Consider the following 15,913-nt stretch of genomic DNA (forward strand, 5'->3'; position numbering starts at 1 on the left):
GCGCGCCCCGGAGTGCACCGCTGCATCCGCTCTTGTCTGTCCTGTGTCAAGTCAATCGCGGGACGACGACGGTGCGTTCATTCGAAGGGGTGGCGAATGGTGGCGATTGAGGTTCCGCCATGGTGGGGCGGGTGATCATAGGGTTACTGTGTGTGCACGGCTTGGATGGGGCACATGCACTCGTGGGTATGCCGGAGGCAACTCGGCTTTCCGTTCGAAGGGTGGCAACCGCCGGACGGGCGGCCCCAACTACCGGCATTCTGATAGGGCTTGGCGCACTCAGCGACAAGTGGTCTTCAGGGATGGGGGCGTTCCAGTGAGCGGCAACGGCGGTGGCGGGACCAGTTCTGCGAGTGCGGAGAAGCGCCCGAACGAGCTGCTCACCTCGTGGTTCGTCCGCAGCGGCTGGTCCAAGGGCGAGCTCGCCCGCCAAGTGAACCGCAGAGCCCGGCAGTTGGGCGCCAACCACATCTCCACCGACACCTCCCGCGTCCGCCGCTGGCTGGACGGGGAGAACCCGCGCGAGCCCATCCCCCGCATCCTGTCCGAGCTGTTCTCCGAGCGCTTCGGCGTCGTCGTCTCCGTGGAGGACCTGGGCCTGCGCACCACCCGCCCGGCACCCTCCGCGACCGGCGTCGACCTTCCCTGGACGGGCCCGCAGACCGTGGCCCTGCTCAGCGAGTTCTCGCGCAGCGACCTCATGCTGGCGCGGCGCGGCTTCCTCGGGAGCTCGCTGGCCCTCTCCGCGGGCCCGTCCCTCATCGAGCCCATGCAGCGCTGGCTCGTCCCCTCCCCGTCCGCCGCGCCGGCCAGGCCCGAGCCGGACGTCGCCCCCTCCTCGGCGCGCGCCCGCGGCCGGCTCTCCAAGCCGGAGCTGGACCTGCTGGAGACCACCACCGTGATGTTCCGGCAGTGGGACGCCCAGTGCGGCGGCGGACTGCGCCGCAAGGCCGTCGTCGGCCAGCTCCACGAGGTCACCGACCTCCTCCAGGAGCCCCAGCCGGAGGCCACCACCAAGCGGCTGTTCAAGGTCGCCGCCGAACTCGCCGAGCTGGCCGGCTGGATGTCGTACGACGTGGGGCTCCAGCCCACCGCGCAGAAGTACTTCGTGCTCGCGCTGCACGCCGCCAAGGAGGCCGGCGACCGGCCGCTCGGCTCCTACGTGCTCTCCAACATGAGCCGCCAGATGATCCACCTCGGCCGGCCCGAGGACGCCCTGGAGCTCATCCACCTCGCCCAGTACGGCAGCCGGGACTGCGCGAGCCCCCGCGTCCAGTCCATGCTGTATGCGATGGAGGCCCGCGCCTACGCCAACATGGGCCAGCCCGGCCGCTGCAAGCGCGCCGTCCGCATGGCCGAGGACACCTTCGCCGAGGCCCACGAGTGGGACGAGCCGGACCCCGACTGGATCCGCTTCTTCTCCGAGGCCGAGCTGTACGCGGAGAACAGCCACTCCTTCCGCGACCTCGCCTACGTCGCCGGCCGCAGCCCCACCTACGCCTCGCTCGCCGAGCCGCTGATGAAGCGCGCCGTGGAGCTGTTCGGCGGGGAGGGCGGCGAGCACCAGCGCTCCTACGCCCTCAACCTGATCGGCATGGCCACGGTCCATCTGCTCCAGCGCGAGCCCGAGCAGAGCACGCTTCTCGCCACCGAGGCCATCAAGGCGGCCAAGAAGGTCCGGTCCGAGCGCGTCAACACTCGTATCCGAAAGACCGTCGACACCGCCGTACGCGACTTCGGTGAGCTCGCCGAGGTCGTCGAACTCACCGAGCGGCTCGCGGTCGAGCTGCCCGAGACCGCCCAAGCGGTCTGATCCACCGAGAACCCCTGGACCCCGGCCGCGGCCGGCCCTCCCGAACTGCCCGACTCGGCTCCCCCATGCCAGTCATTCGGAAGGCCGGCCGCGGCCGGTCGTGTGTCTCCCCGGCCGGGGCTCACCGCCGTACACCGAAGATTGCGCCACGATAACGATCGGCGCGCCCCGGATCCGGCGGTTCACCGACCCGTAACACGCCGGGTGCCTTCGTCACGGCGGCGAAACAACGAGGGGCTTTCACCGAAACGGCGCTGCGCGAATCTCATGGCGCACAGCCGGCCCACCCCTCAATCCGCTCAAGGCTTCGCCCGCACGGGGCCGTACCAACGACGAGGAGACGCCGATGGCACCAGCCATCACCCTGGCAGCAGACGCGCCCACGCTGTCCGCCGCCAACACAGGGTTCATGCTCATCTGTACCGCCCTGGTGATGCTCATGACCCCCGGTCTTGCCTTCTTCTACGGAGGCATGGTCCGGGTCAAGAGCACCCTGAACATGCTGATGATGAGCTTCATCAGCCTGGGCATCGTCACCGTCCTGTGGGTGCTCTACGGATTCTCCGTCGCGTTCGGCGACGACAAGGGCAGCCTCGTCGGCTGGAACACCGACTGGGTGGGGCTGAGCGACATCGGCCTGACCGAACTCTGGGACGGCTACACCATCCCGGTCTTCGTCTTCCTGGTCTTCCAGCTGATGTTCGCCGTCCTCACGCCCGCCCTGATCAGCGGCGCCCTCGCGGACCGCGTGAAGTTCACCGCGTGGGCCCTCTTCGTCGCACTGTGGGTCACCGTCGTCTACTTCCCGGTCGCGCACTGGGTCTGGGGCTCCGGCGGCTGGGCCTTCGAGCTGGGCGTCATCGACTTCGCCGGCGGCACCGCGGTCCACATCAACGCCGGTGCGGCCGCGCTCGGCGTGATCCTGGTCATCGGCAAGCGCGTCGGCTTCAAGAAGGACCCGATGCGCCCGCACAGCCTCCCGCTGGTCATGCTCGGCGCAGGGCTGCTGTGGTTCGGCTGGTTCGGCTTCAACGCCGGCTCCTGGCTCGGCAACGACGACGGCGTCGGCGCGCTGATGTTCGTCAACACCCAGGTCGCCACCGGCGCCGCCGTCCTCGGCTGGCTCGCCTACGAGAAGATCCGCCACGGCGCGTTCACCACCCTGGGCGCCGCCTCCGGCGCGGTCTCCGGCCTGGTCGCCATCACCCCGGCCGGCGGCGCGGTCTCCCCGCTCGGCGCCATCGCGGTCGGCCTCGTCGCCGGTGTCCTGTGCGCCATGGCCGTCGGCCTGAAGTACAAGTTCGGCTACGACGACTCCCTCGACGTCGTCGGCGTCCACCTCGTCGGCGGCATCCTCGGCTCCCTGCTCATCGGCTTCTTCGCCACCGGCAAGGGCCAGTCCGACGTCGCGGGCCTCTTCTACGGCGGCGGCCTCGACCAGTTCTGGAAGCAGTGCGCCGGTGTCTTCGGCGTCCTCGCCTACTCCCTGGTCGCCTCCGCGGTCCTGGCCCTCCTGATCCACAAGACCATCGGTATGCGAGTCTCCGAGGACGAGGAAGTGGCCGGCATCGACCAGGCCGAGCACGCCGAGACCGCATACGACTTCAGCGGCGCCGGCGGCGGCGCGGCCCGTACGCCGGCCAACGCCCCCGTCACCCCGGCCGAGAGCAAGAAGGTGGACGCATGAAGCTCATCACCGCCGTCGTGAAGCCGCACCGGCTCGACGAGATCAAAGAGGCCCTCCAGGCCTTCGGCGTGCACGGTCTGACCGTCACCGAGGCCAGCGGCTACGGCCGCCAGCGCGGCCACACCGAGGTCTACCGCGGCGCCGAGTACACCGTCGACCTGGTGCCCAAGGTCCGCATCGAGGTCCTGGTCGAGGACGACGACGCCGAACAGCTCGTCGACGTCGTGGTCAAGGCCGCCCGCACCGGCAAGATCGGCGACGGCAAGGTGTGGACCATCCCCGTCGAGACGGCCGTACGGGTCCGGACCGGCGAGCGCGGCCCGGACGCGCTCTGACAGCGGACCCACGGAACAGGAGTCGCCGGGTGACGAGGACGGACATGGACGGTCAGGCAGAGGACTCGCGCCCCGGCGGCTACGCGGCGGCCCGGCTGCGCCTTCTCAACGAGAAGGCACGGTCCGGGCCGCCGCGCCGTTCCGCCCTCGCCGCCCTCACCGACACATGGCTCACGGAACTCTTCACGGCCGGCGCCCCCGGAGCCCGCGGGGTGTCCCTCGTCGCCGTCGGCGGCTACGGACGCGCGGAACTCTCCCCGCGCAGCGACCTCGACCTGCTGCTGCTCCACGACGGCAGCTCCCCCGAGACCGTGTCCGCGCTCGCCGACCGCCTCTGGTACCCGGTCTGGGACCTCGGCCTCGCCCTCGACCACTCCGTCCGCACCCCGGTGGAGGCCCGCAGGACCGCCGGCGAGGACCTCAAGGTCCAGCTCGGTCTGCTCGACGCCCGGCACATCGCCGGCGACCTCGGCCTCACCACCGCCCTGCGCACCACCGTCCTCGCCGACTGGCGCAACCAGGCCCCCAAGCGGCTGCCCGCCCTGCGGGAGCTGTGCGAGGAGCGCGCCGCACGCCACGGCGAACTCCAGTACCTCCTGGAACCCGACCTCAAGGAGGCCCGCGGCGGGCTGCGCGACGCCACCGCCCTGCGCGCGGTGGCCGCCTCCTGGCTCGCCGACGCCCCCCGCGAAGGACTCGCCGAGGCCCGCTGCCGCCTCCTCGACGTCCGCGACGCCCTGCACCTGACCACCGGACGCGCCACCGACCGGCTCGCCCTCCAGGAACAGGACCAGGTCGCCGCCGAACTCGGCCTGCTCGACGCCGACGCCCTGCTCCGCCAGGTCTACGAGTCCGCCCGGGTCATCGCCTACGCCGGCGACGTCACCTGGCGCGAGGTCGGCCGCGTCCTGCGCTCCCGCGCGGTGCGGCCCCGGCTGCGCGCCATGTGGGGCGGAGGCAAGCCGGCGCCCGAGCGGTCCCCGCTGGCCGAGGGCGTCGTCGAGCACGACGGCGAGGTGGTGCTCGCCCGCGCCGCGCGCCCCGACCGCGACCCCGTGCTCCCGCTGCGCGCCGCGGCCGCCGCCGCCCAGGCCGGACTCCCGCTCTCCCTGCACGCCGCACGGCGCATGGCCACCGGGGCGCGCCCCCTGCCCACACCCTGGCCCGCCGAGGCCCGCGAACAGCTCGTCACCCTCCTCGGCTCCGGCCGGCCCACCGTCGACGTCTGGGAGGCGCTGGAGGCCGAAGGGCTGATCAGCCTGCTGCTCCCCGACTGGGACCGGGTCCGCTGCCGCCCGCAGCGCAACGCCGTCCACCTGTGGACCGTCGACCGGCACCTCATCGAGACCGCCGTGCGCGCCTCCGCCTTCACCCGCCGCGTCAGCCGCCCCGACCTGCTGCTCGTCGCCGCCCTGCTGCACGACATCGGCAAGGGCTGGCCAGGCGACCACTCGGTGGCCGGCGAGGTCATCGCCCGGGACGTCGCGGCCCGCATCGGCTTCGACGCCGAGGACGTCACCGTGATCGCCACCCTCGTACGCCACCACCTGCTGCTGGTGGAGACCGCCACCCGGCGCGACCTCGACGACCCCGCCACCGTGCGCTCCGTCGCCGAGGCCGTCCGATCCCCGGGCACGCTGGAGCTGCTGCACGCCCTCACCGAGGCGGACGCCCTCGCCACCGGACCGGCGGCCTGGTCCTCCTGGCGCGCCTCCCTCGTCGCCGACCTGGTCGAACGGGTCTCCGCCGTGCTGGCAGGCCAGGTTCCGCCCGGCCCCGAGGAGGCCGCGCCCACCGCACAGCACGAGCGGCTCGCCCTGGAGGCCGTCGCCACCGGCGCCCCCGTGCTGTCCCTGCGGGCGCAGACCGAGCCGCCCGCCGAACCCTCCGACGACCCGGAACCGCTCGGCGTGGAGCTGCTGATCGCCGTCCCCGACCAGGAGGGCGTGCTGCCCGCCGTGGCCGGCGTGCTCGCCATGCACCGGCTGACCGTGCGCACCGCCGAACTGCGCTCCCTGGACCTCCCCGACGGCGTCGACGGCTCCGTGCTGCTGCTGGACTGGCGGGTCGCCGCCGAGTACGGCTCACTGCCGCAGGCCGCCCGGCTCCGCGCCGACCTGGTCCGCGCCCTGGACGGCAGCCTCGACATCTCCGGCCGCCTCGCCGAACGCGACGCCGCGTACCCGAGGCGCCGCGGGGTCATCGCCCCGCCCCCGCGCGTGACGGTCGCCCCGGCCGCCTCCCGGCACGCCACCGTGATCGAGGTCCGCGCGCAGGACGCGCCGGGACTGCTGTTCCGCATCGGGCGGGCGCTGGAGGACGCGGGTGTCCGGGTGCGGAGTGCGCACGTGAGCACGCTGGGGGCGAACGCGGTGGACGCGTTCTATGTGACGCAGGAGCGGGGTGTGCCTCTGCCGGGTGAGGAGGCGGTGGCTGTGGCGCGAAAGCTGGAGGAAACGTTGCGGGGCTAGGCGTGTCGGCCGCCGGGCCGCGGGTCGTTCGCCTGTCCGCGGCGCCGTTGGGGCTGGTCGCGCAGTTCCCCGCGCCCCTGGAGGGCGTCACCGTTCCGGAGGACCGCCTGAACCGGGGATCCCGGCAACCCGTGCCGCCGGGATACCCTGGAGGGCAGCCCAGATCGCCCCCGACCCCGAGGACCGACGCCGCCGTGTTCGATACTCTCTCCGACCGCCTCAGCGCGACCTTCAAAAACCTCCGCGGAAAAGGCCGGCTGAGCGAAGCGGACATCGACGCCACGGCGCGTGAGATCCGCATCGCCCTGCTGGAAGCGGACGTGGCCCTGCCGGTCGTCCGCGCGTTCATCAAGAACGTCAAGGAGCGCGCGCTCGGCGCCGAGGTCTCCAAGGCGCTCAACCCGGCCCAGCAGATCATCAAGATCGTCAACGACGAGCTGGTCCAGATCCTCGGCGGCGAGACCCGCCGCCTCCGCTTCGCCAAGCAGCCCCCGACCGTGATCATGCTCGCGGGTCTCCAGGGCGCCGGCAAGACCACCCTCGCGGGCAAGCTCGGGAAGTGGCTCGCGGACCAGGGTCACTCCCCGCTGCTGGTCGCCGCCGACCTCCAGCGCCCCAACGCCGTCAACCAGCTCAGCGTCGTCGCCGAGCGCGCGGGCGTCGCCGTCTACGCGCCCGAGCCGGGCAACGGCGTCGGCGACCCGGTGAAGGTCGCCAAGGACTCCATCGACCACGCCCGGTCCAAGGTCCACGACATCGTGATCGTCGACACCGCCGGCCGCCTGGGCATCGACCAGGAGATGATGCAGCAGGCCGCGGACATCAGGGACGCGGTTTCGCCCGACGAGATCCTCTTCGTCGTCGACGCGATGATCGGCCAGGACGCGGTCAACACCGCCGAGGCCTTCCGCGACGGCGTCGGCTTCGACGGCGTGGTGCTGTCCAAGCTCGACGGTGACGCCCGCGGCGGTGCCGCCCTGTCCATTCGGCAGGTCACCGGCAAGCCGATCATGTTCGCGTCCAACGGTGAGAAGCTCGACGACTTCGACGCCTTCCACCCGGACCGGATGGCCTCCCGCATCCTCGACATGGGTGACCTGCTCACCCTGATCGAGCAGGCGGAGAAGACGTTCAGCCAGGAAGAGGCCGAGCGGATGGCCTCCAAGCTGGCGTCGAAGAAGGGCCAGGACTTCACCCTGGACGACTTCCTCGCCCAGATGGAGCAGGTCCGCAAGATGGGCTCCATCTCCAAGCTGCTCGGCATGCTCCCCGGCATGGGCCAGATCAAGGACCAGATCAACAACCTGGACGAGCGGGACGTCGACCGCACCGCCGCGATCATCAAGTCGATGACCCCGGCCGAGCGCCAGGAGCCGACGATCATCAACGGCTCGCGCCGCGCCCGTATCGCCAAGGGCTCCGGCGTCGAGGTCAGCGCGGTGAAGAACCTGGTCGAGCGGTTCTTCGAGGCGCGCAAGATGATGTCCCGCATGGCGCAGGGCGGCGGCATGCCGGGGATGCCCGGGATGCCGGGCATGGGCGGCGGTCCGGGCCGTACGAAGAAGAAGCAGAAGCAGGCCAAGGGCAAGCAGCGCTCCGGCAACCCGATGAAGCGCAAGCAGCAGGAGCAGGAGGAGGCCGCGCGCCGCGCCGCCGCAGCCGAGGGCGGCAGCGCCTTCGGTCTGCCGCAGCAGGGCGGCAAGGACTTCGAGCTGCCCGACGAGTTCAAGAAGTTCATGGGCTGAGGCCCGCGCACGCATGCGGGCTGAGGCCCGCACACACGCCGCAGGGGCGCTCTCCTCGTCCGAGGAGGCGCCCCTGCGGCGTGTCTGCGGGCCGTGCCCGTCAGGGCACGCGCGCGACGAGATACCGGAACACGTTCGGCATCCACACGGTGCCGTCCGCCCGCTGGTACGGGTGGAGCGCCTCGGTCAGCTCCTTGTCGACCTGCACCTGGTCGGTGGCGGTGATCGCCGGGTCGAACAGGCCCGTCGACTTCAGGCCCCGTACGGCGCTGTCCGCGTCCGCGTAGCCGAACGGGCAGGCCACCCGCCCGGAGCCGTCGGGCCGCAGACCCGCGCGCTCGGCGACCCGCTCCAGGTCGTCGCGCTCGGTGGGCCTCCAGGCGTCCGCGCCCCGCAGCGGTTCCGCCAGCTTGGCGGCCACCCGCAGCACCGTCGACGTCGTGCAGCGCTCCGGCGGGCCCCAGCCGGCCAGCACCACGGCCGCACCGCGCCCGGCCAGCGGCAGCGCCTCGCCGAGCAGCTCCCCGAGTCCCTCCGCGTCGCCGGCGAGGCACCCGATCGGTTCGAAGGCGGTCACCACGGAGTACCCGGCGGCGCCGGTGCGGGCCGCCCCGGCGGGGGAGCCCTGCACGATCCGGGTGTCCGGCTGTGAGCGGGCGTCCCGCTCGTCCGGCAGCAGCCGCTCCCGCGCGAGAGCCAGCCGGTCGGACGAGGTGTCCACACCGGTGACCGCCGCGCCGCGGGAGACCGCCATCAGCAGGGCCAGCCCCGAGCCGCAGCCGAGGCCCAGCAGCCGGGTCGCCGGGCCCACGTCGAGTCGCTCGTACACCGCCTCGTAGAGCGGTACGAGCATCCGCTCCTGGATCTCGGACCAGTCACGCGCGCGTGCCCGCAGGTCCACGCGCGGGGCCGCCCCCGTGCGTGACGGGTGCTGCCGCACGAGCGTAGGTGTCATAGGTAAGCGCCCCAATCAGCCGAGAGTTGCCGCAGTGCCCGTTTTCCTGGCCCCCGTGCAGTGCGCCCGCACACCCCCCGTATGCCAGGTAACTCCGCCCTCGACGTGTCGTCCAGTGGAAGGGGACGGCCGTTTGGTACTTGCTCGTGCCAGTGGCAAGAATTCACATTCCGGTAATCGGCGGCCGCCCGGCCCGCCACGGCCCGGACGTCCACGGGACGGTTCCGGCCAACGGCGGCGGGGCGCAGGAGGGCCGGAATGAGCGCCGGAGTGAGGGCCGGAACGAGGGGCGGTTCGCGGGGCCGGGGGCGGACCCGGTAGGTTCGGCCGTCACGGCGTTCCGGGCGCACCGGACGCCGCCTCCCGCCGCGAGGGCGGCCGAAAGGTCTCTTGCGCCTCCGCGCGACGCACGCGCACCGGCGCGTGGAGACCGGGCGCACGCGGGGGCGTACGTCAGCCTACGCACCACCTTGCGGTGAGCTGCGAGGCTCCTCCGCAGATCAGCGCACCCGTGGTCGTCAGGATGCATCAGCGGCAACTGACGGGTACGTGCAAATTATTTGGGATGCCCCGGAATCGGAACACAGAGGCCCCCAGGCTCGTTGTCATTACGTGAGCACGACACAGACACCACCTGTTCTCGCCGCAGAACTGGCAGAGGCGTGGGCCGACATTCAGCGGTACCACCCCGAACTGCCCGATCTCGCCGCGCCCGAGTCCCTGATCGGAGAGTCGTCGTCCGCGTGCGGGCACGAACTCTCCTTCGAGCGACTGCTGCACGAGGCAGTCCACGGCATCGCCGCCGCGCGCGGCGTGCGCGACACGTCCCGAGCCGGGCGGTACCACAACCGCAGGTTCCTGGCCATCGCCGAGGAGCTGGGCCTGGACCACCCCGAGGAGCCGCACCCGAGCAGCGGCTTCTCGCTGGTCACGCTCACCCCCGAGGCGAAGCGCCGCTACCGCCCGACGACGGAGCGTCTCCAGCGCGCCCTCAAGGCGCACACGGCGGCGACCGCGGGCGACACCGCCCGGAGCTTCCGCGGGCCGGCCGCGCGGCACGGCTCGTCCGGCGGCGGCGTGCGCGTGAAGGCGGTCTGCGACTGCGGCCGCAACGTGCGCGTCGTCCCGTCCGTGCTGGCGCAGGCGCCGATCGTCTGCGGCGGCTGCGGAAAGCCGTTCCGGATCCCGGAAGTCGTCGCGGCGAGCTGAGGCCCCGGCACCTCGTGGGTGCCGGGGTCCCAGCCCCGCCGACCACCGGGCGCACCCGACGCGAACAGCAGCATGCGCCGGGTGCCGCTTCGTCGTGCCCATGTGCCCTCGCCCCGCGGCCGTCCGGCCCCGCGGGGTGTGGCACAATGGTCAGCTGTACTCGACAGCCGCACAGGACCCCTCTCTCCTCCGGCTGACGCGTCCATCGGGCACTCGGGTACCGCAACCCCACGCGGCCTTCCCGCCGTGCCCAACCACGTCAAATCCAGGAGAACCCACTCCCGTGGCAGTCAAGATCAAGCTGAAGCGTCTGGGCAAGATCCGTTCGCCTCACTACCGCATCGTCGTCGCCGACTCCCGTACCCGCCGTGACGGCCGGGCCATCGAGGAGATCGGCAAGTACCACCCGACGTACAACCCGTCGGTGATCGAGGTCGACGCCGATCGCGTGGCGTACTGGCTCTCCGTCGGCGCCCAGCCGACCGAGCCCGTGCTCGCCATCCTGAAGAAGACCGGCGACTGGCAGAAGTTCAAGGGCGAGCCCGCCCCGGCGCCTCTGCTGCAGCAGCCCGAGAAGCCCGCCCGCCCGTCCTTCGAGGCGATCGGCGGCGACGACGAGGGCAAGGGTGAGGCGATCACCCAGAAGAAGAAGGCTGAGAAGAAGGACGAGGCCTCCGCTGAGTCCTCTTCGTCTGCGTCGACCGAGGCCTGAGCATGCTCGAGGAGGCTCTCGAGCACCTCGTGAAGGGCATCGTCGACAACCCTGACGATGTGCAGGTCGCCTCGCGCAACCTGCGCCGCGGGCGCGTGCTCGAGGTCCGGGTCCACCCGGACGACCTCGGCAAGGTGATCGGCCGCAACGGCCGCACCGCACGCGCTCTGCGCACCGTCGTGGGCGCCATCGGCGGCCGCGGTGTCCGTGTCGACCTTGTCGACGTGGACCACGTCCGCTGACGCCGTAAGCAGCACCGGCTCGGGCCGGGGAGGGCCACTGGGCCGTCCCCGGCCCGCAGTCGTATATCAAGTGATGCCGTAGGCACACGACAGGAGAACGAACACCGTGCAGCTGGTAGTCGCGCGCATCGGCCGCGCCCACGGCATCAAGGGCGAGGTCACCGTCGAGGTCCGCACCGACGAGCCCGAGCTGAGGCTCGGCCGCGGCGCCGTGCTGGCCACCGACCCGGCCTCCACCGGGCCGCTCACCATCGCGAGCGGCCGGGTGCACAGCGGCCGCCTGCTGCTGCGCTTCGAGGGCGTCCACGACCGCACCGGCGCCGAGGCGCTGCGCAACACCCTGCTGATCGCCGACGTCGACCCCGAGGAACTGCCCGAGGGCGAGGACGAGTACTACGACCATCAGCTGATCGACCTCGACGTCGTCACCAAGGACGGCGAGCCGGTCGGCCGCATCACCGAGATCTCCCACCTGCCCACCCAGGACCTCTTCGTCGTCGAACGCCCGGACGGCACCGAGGTGTACGTGCCGTTCGTCGAGGAGATCGTCACCGAGATCGACCTCGAGGAGCAGCGCGCGGTCATCGACCCGCCGCCCGGTCTGATCGACGACCGCGCCGAGGTCGCCTCCTCCCGTGACGCCGCCGCCGAGACCGGGGACGACGCCTGATGCGGCTCGACGTCGTCACGATCTTCCCCGAGTACCTCGACCCGCTGAACGTCTCCCTGGTCGGCAAGGCGCGCGCCCGCGGACAGCTCGACGTGCACGTCCACGACCTGCGTGACTGGACGTACGACCGGCACAACACCGTCGACGACACCCCGTACGGCGGCGGCCCCGGCATGGTCATGAAGACCGAGCCGTGGGGGGACGCGCTGGACTCGGTCCTGGCGGACGGGTACGAGCGCGGCTCGCACGAGCCCGCCCTGATCGTCCCCACCCCGAGCGGCCGCCCCTTCACCCAGGAACTCGCCGTCCACCTCTCCGAACGGCCCTGGCTGATCTTCACCCCGGCCCGCTACGAGGGCATCGACCGCCGCGTCGTCGACGAGTACGCCACCCGCATGCCGGTCTTCGAGGTGTCCATCGGCGACTACGTCCTGGCCGGCGGCGAGGCCGCGGTCCTGGTCGTCACCGAGGCGGTGGCGCGGCTGCTCCCGGGCGTCCTCGGCAACGCCGAGTCGCACCGCGACGACTCCTTCGCCCCCGGCGCCATGGCCAACCTGCTGGAGGGCCCCGTCTACACCAAGCCGCCGTCCTGGCGCGGCCGGGACATCCCGGACGTGCTGCTCAGCGGCCACCACGGGAAGATCGCCCGCTGGCGGCGCGACGAGGCGCTGCGGCGGACCACCGTGCACCGCCCCGACCTCATCGAGCGCTGCGATCCCAAGGCCTTCGACAAGAAGGACCGCGAGATGCTGTCCATCCTCGGCTGGGAACCGGACCCCGCGGGGGAGCCGTACGGCCGATTTTGGCGCAGGACCGGCGGCGTGGAAGAATAGGCCGCTGTTGTGCGCCGTCCGGCGAGCGCCCCTGCCGCAGGGGGACACGACGCCCGCCCCGCACCGCACAGCCCGATCCGATCCCTAGTGCCGTTGATGACCTGCGGCATCAGCGAAGAAAGCAGACGACATGTCTCACCTGCTCGACTCCGTCGACACCGCGTCGCTCCGCAGCGACGTCCCGGACTTCCGTCCCGGCGACACCGTCAACGTCCACGTGCGCGTCATCGAGGGCAACCGCTCCCGTGTGCAGCAGTTCAAGGGCGTGGTGATCCGCCGCCAGGGTTCCGGCGTGCGCGAGACCTTCACGGTCCGCAAGGTCTCCTTCTCCGTCGGCGTCGAGCGCACCTTCCCGGTGCACACCCCGATCGTGGAGAAGATCGAGCTCGTCACCAAGGGTGACGTCCGCCGCGCCAAGCTGTACTACCTCCGTGAGCTGCGCGGCAAGGCCGCGAAGATCAAGGAGAAGCGCGAGAACTGAGCGCTTTACCGGCGTCATATCGCGGCCGGATAGCATCTGGCCCCGATGGACACCGAAGCACAGCCGACGGAGCGCGACCGCTCCCTCCCCCCGCCCCCCGAGGACCCCTCGGGCACGCCGGGGCCGGAGGGGCGGTCGCGTTCCGCGTTGGTGTCGCGCATCACGGACCGGCTGCCCGGCGGGCGGGTCACGGCGACCCTGCTGCTCTGCCTGCTGTTCCTGCTGGCGGTCAACCTGTTCGTGGCGCGGCCCTTCGAGATCCCGAGCGGATCGATGGAGAAGGGATTGAGGGTCGGGGACCGCGTTCTCGTAAACAAGTTGGCATACGCCTTCGGCGACGGGCCGGCCCGCGGCGACGTGATTGTGTTCGACGGCACCGGGTATTTCGGTGACGCCGACTACATCAAACGGGTGGTGGGGGTGGGCGGGGACCATGTCGTCTGCTGTGACGGGGAGGGGAGGATCCGGGTGAACGGCCGGTCGGTCGACGAGTCGGGCTTCCTGTTCCCCGGCGACAGCCCCTCCACGGTGCGGTTCGACGTCGTCGTGCCCGAAGGGCGGCTGTTCGTCCTCGGCGACCACCGCGCCGCCTCCAGCGACTCACGTGACCGTCTCGGATCGCCCGGCGGCGGGATGGTGCCGGTGGAGAAGGTCGTCGGACGCGCGGAAGGCGTCGTGTGGCCGTTCGGCCGCGCCGGCCGCCTGGAGCCCACGGACGCGTACGCGAGAGTGCCGGCCCAGGAGGTGTCCGCGCACGCGGCCGCTCCGACGGGAGGCGGCCATGGGTAACCGCGGCAAGCCCCGCGGCGTGCCGGCGAGCGCCGCCGAGAACCTGCTGCCCACCGGGGCCCGCCGGGCCATCTCCCCCTCGTCCGGCCGCACCCGCGCCGAGCGGCGCAAGCTCCAGCGCAAGGTCAAGCGCCGCCGCAGGCGCAGCGCCGTCAAGGAGATCCCCCTCCTCATCGGCGTCGCCGTCCTGATCGCGCTGGTGCTGAAGACGTTCCTCGTGCAGGCGTTCGTCATCCCGTCCGGCTCCATGGAGCAGACGATCCAGATCGGCGACCGCGTCCTCGTCGACAAGCTCACCCCCTGGTTCGGCTCCAAGCCGCAGCGCGGGGACGTCGTCGTGTTCAAGGACCCCGGCGGCTGGCTCCAGGACGAGCGGACCACGGTGAAGAAGGAGGACCCGGTCGGCATCAAGCAGATCAAGGAGGGCCTCACCTTCATCGGTCTGCTGCCGTCGGAGAACGAGAAGGACCTGATCAAGCGGGTCGTGGGGGTCGGCGGCGACCGCGTCCAGTGCTGCGACGCCCAGGGCCGCGTCACCGTCAACGGCGTCCCGCTGGACGAGGACTACCTCTTCCCCGGCAACGCCCCCTCGCTGACGCCCTTCGACGTCACCGTGCCGGAGGGCCGCCTGTGGGTGATGGGCGACCACCGCGCCAACTCCGCGGACTCCCGCTCCCACCAGGACACCGACTACGGAGGCACCGTCTCCGAGGACGAGGTGGTCGGCCGCGCCATGGTCATCGCCTGGCCGCTCGGCCACTGGAACACGCTCGACGAGCCCACGACGTACGCCTCCGTGTCCGACTCGGCGCCGGGGTCGATCGCCCGCGCCCCGTCGTCGCATAGGGTTGCCCCGGACGATCCCGGTCAACCCGAAGAGATGGTCCAGCTCCCGAGCCCTGCGGAACTCCCGCTCGTTATGGGAGTGGTGGGCCTGCGCCGGGCATGGCGCGGGCGGCGGCAGAGAGTGAGGAGTCGGCGTGGGGGATGTGGCGGTAGGCGCACGGTCCGGTCAGGGAGGCGAGGAGCACCGCGGAGGCTCCGCGGGGCCGGGCGCCCCGGACGCGGGCCACGCCGCGTTCTCCGGGAGTGACGAGCGTGCGGTCGAGGACGGCGGAGTGAACGAGGACGGGACGCGGACCGGCGGCCAGGCGCCGGACGGTACGGACAAGGACCGGCCGAAGAAGCAGCAGCGCTCCTTCTGGAAGGAGCTGCCGATCCTCATCGGCATCGCGCTCGTCCTGGCGCTGCTGATCAAGACGTTCCTCGTCCAGGCGTTCTCGATCCCCTCCGACTCGATGCAGAACACCCTCCAGCAGGGTGACCGCGTCCTGGTCGACAAGCTGACGCCGTGGTTCGGCTCCGAGCCCGAGCGCGGCGAGGTCGTCGTCTTCCACGACCCCGACAACTGGCTGGCCGGCGAGCCCACGCCCGACCCCAACGCGCTCCAGAAGGTCCTCAGCTGGATCGGCCTGATGCCGTCCGCGGAGGAGAAGGACCTGATCAAGCGGGTCATCGGCGTCGGAGGCGACACGATCGAGTGCAAGGGCACCGGCCCGCTGAAGGTCAACGGCAAGGCGCTCAACGAGCCGTACGTCTACCCGGGCAACACCCCGTGCAGCCAGGACGACCAGGGCGGCCAGTTCAAGGTGAAGGTCCCCGAGGGCCACATCTGGGTCATGGGCGACCACCGGCAGAACTCCCGGGACTCCCGCTACAACACGGCCGACAAGAACCAGGGCTTCGTCCCCGTCGACAAGGTCGTCGGCCGCGCCGTCGTCATCGCCTGGCCGATCAACCGCTGGACCAACCTGCCCGTCCCGGACACCTTCGACCAGCCCGGCCTCAACACCCAGGCGCAGAACGCGGCGGTCCTGACGGTCGCCCCGCCCGCCGTCGCGCTGGCCGGCGCGGTGCCGTTCGTGCTGTGGCGCCGCCGCCGCTCCTGACAGCGGGGCGCGGGGAGGGCTG

15 protein-coding genes are annotated in these 15,913 nt (G+C 71.7%); 14 read left to right on the top strand and 1 reads right to left on the bottom strand.

The window, feature by feature from the left end; all coding sequences use genetic code 11:
• Positions 1 to 316: 316 nt before the first annotated feature.
• The 5 genes from nsdA (at position 317) to ffh (ending at position 8,051) form a co-directional block, all read left to right on the top strand.
• Positions 317 to 1,813: a transcriptional repressor NsdA gene (gene nsdA, locus ACFOSY_RS23230; protein WP_394309985.1), complete on the top strand. Its 1,497-nt coding sequence runs from the start codon at positions 317 to 319 to the stop codon at positions 1,811 to 1,813.
• Positions 1,814 to 2,159: 346 nt separating this feature from the next.
• Positions 2,160 to 3,500: an ammonium transporter gene (locus ACFOSY_RS23235; protein ID WP_394309991.1), complete on the top strand. Its 1,341-nt coding sequence runs from the start codon at positions 2,160 to 2,162 to the stop codon at positions 3,498 to 3,500.
• Positions 3,497 to 3,835 (top strand): P-II family nitrogen regulator, encoded by a 339-nt coding sequence (locus ACFOSY_RS23240; RefSeq protein WP_006130453.1) that lies wholly within the window; start codon positions 3,497 to 3,499, stop codon positions 3,833 to 3,835. The genes ACFOSY_RS23235 and ACFOSY_RS23240 overlap by 4 nt, the downstream gene beginning before the upstream one ends.
• A gap of 44 nt (positions 3,836 to 3,879) precedes the next feature.
• Positions 3,880 to 6,306: a [protein-PII] uridylyltransferase gene (locus ACFOSY_RS23245; protein WP_394309994.1), complete on the top strand. Its 2,427-nt coding sequence runs from the start codon at positions 3,880 to 3,882 to the stop codon at positions 6,304 to 6,306.
• 194 nt (positions 6,307 to 6,500) lie between these two features.
• Positions 6,501 to 8,051, top strand: coding sequence for a signal recognition particle protein (gene ffh / locus ACFOSY_RS23250; protein ID WP_394309996.1), 1,551 nt, complete (start codon positions 6,501 to 6,503; stop codon positions 8,049 to 8,051).
• A 100-nt stretch (positions 8,052 to 8,151) separates the two neighbouring features.
• Here the strand turns inward: ffh and ACFOSY_RS23255 are convergent, their stop codons facing one another.
• On the bottom strand, positions 8,152 to 9,006 hold the full coding sequence (locus ACFOSY_RS23255) for a methyltransferase domain-containing protein (RefSeq protein WP_394309998.1): 855 nt from the start codon (positions 9,004 to 9,006) through the stop codon (positions 8,152 to 8,154).
• A 612-nt stretch (positions 9,007 to 9,618) separates the two neighbouring features.
• Here ACFOSY_RS23255 and ACFOSY_RS23260 point away from each other — a divergent pair.
• From ACFOSY_RS23260 to lepB (ACFOSY_RS23300), 9 genes are all read left to right on the top strand, one after another.
• Complete coding sequence (locus ACFOSY_RS23260; protein ID WP_356790044.1) at positions 9,619 to 10,215, top strand: hypothetical protein; 597 nt, start codon at positions 9,619 to 9,621, stop codon at positions 10,213 to 10,215.
• Between the two features lie 283 nt (positions 10,216 to 10,498).
• A complete protein-coding gene (rpsP, locus tag ACFOSY_RS23265; protein WP_394310000.1) occupies positions 10,499 to 10,927 on the top strand; it encodes a 30S ribosomal protein S16 in 429 nt (142 codons plus the stop codon).
• Positions 10,928 to 10,929: 2 nt separating this feature from the next.
• Positions 10,930 to 11,169 carry an RNA-binding protein gene (locus ACFOSY_RS23270; RefSeq protein WP_003973401.1) on the top strand — a complete coding sequence of 80 codons (240 nt, stop codon included), beginning with the start codon at positions 10,930 to 10,932 and terminating at the stop codon, positions 11,167 to 11,169.
• Between the two features lie 106 nt (positions 11,170 to 11,275).
• Entirely contained in the window at positions 11,276 to 11,839 is a 564-nt protein-coding gene (gene rimM / locus ACFOSY_RS23275) for a ribosome maturation factor RimM (protein ID WP_394310004.1), read from the top strand.
• Positions 11,839 to 12,672 carry a tRNA (guanosine(37)-N1)-methyltransferase TrmD gene (gene trmD / locus ACFOSY_RS23280; protein ID WP_394310006.1) on the top strand — a complete coding sequence of 278 codons (834 nt, stop codon included), beginning with the start codon at positions 11,839 to 11,841 and terminating at the stop codon, positions 12,670 to 12,672. The genes rimM and trmD overlap by 1 nt, the downstream gene beginning before the upstream one ends.
• A gap of 130 nt (positions 12,673 to 12,802) precedes the next feature.
• Complete coding sequence (gene rplS, locus ACFOSY_RS23285; protein ID WP_006130445.1) at positions 12,803 to 13,153, top strand: 50S ribosomal protein L19; 351 nt, start codon at positions 12,803 to 12,805, stop codon at positions 13,151 to 13,153.
• Positions 13,154 to 13,198: 45 nt separating this feature from the next.
• Positions 13,199 to 13,942, top strand: a complete 744-nt coding sequence (gene lepB / locus ACFOSY_RS23290) for a signal peptidase I (RefSeq protein ID WP_394310010.1) — start codon at positions 13,199 to 13,201, stop codon at positions 13,940 to 13,942.
• Positions 13,935 to 15,035: a signal peptidase I gene (lepB, locus tag ACFOSY_RS23295; RefSeq protein WP_394310012.1), complete on the top strand. Its 1,101-nt coding sequence runs from the start codon at positions 13,935 to 13,937 to the stop codon at positions 15,033 to 15,035. The genes lepB (ACFOSY_RS23290) and lepB (ACFOSY_RS23295) overlap by 8 nt, the downstream gene beginning before the upstream one ends.
• A complete protein-coding gene (lepB, locus tag ACFOSY_RS23300; protein ID WP_394310014.1) occupies positions 14,923 to 15,891 on the top strand; it encodes a signal peptidase I in 969 nt (322 codons plus the stop codon). Before lepB (ACFOSY_RS23295) ends, lepB (ACFOSY_RS23300) begins: the two co-directional genes overlap by 113 nt.
• Positions 15,892 to 15,913: the final 22 nt, after the last annotated feature.

The sequence above is a fragment of the Streptomyces lusitanus genome (assembly GCF_042647945.1).
Classification (GTDB): Bacteria; Actinomycetota; Actinomycetes; order Streptomycetales; family Streptomycetaceae; genus Streptomyces; species Streptomyces pseudogriseolus.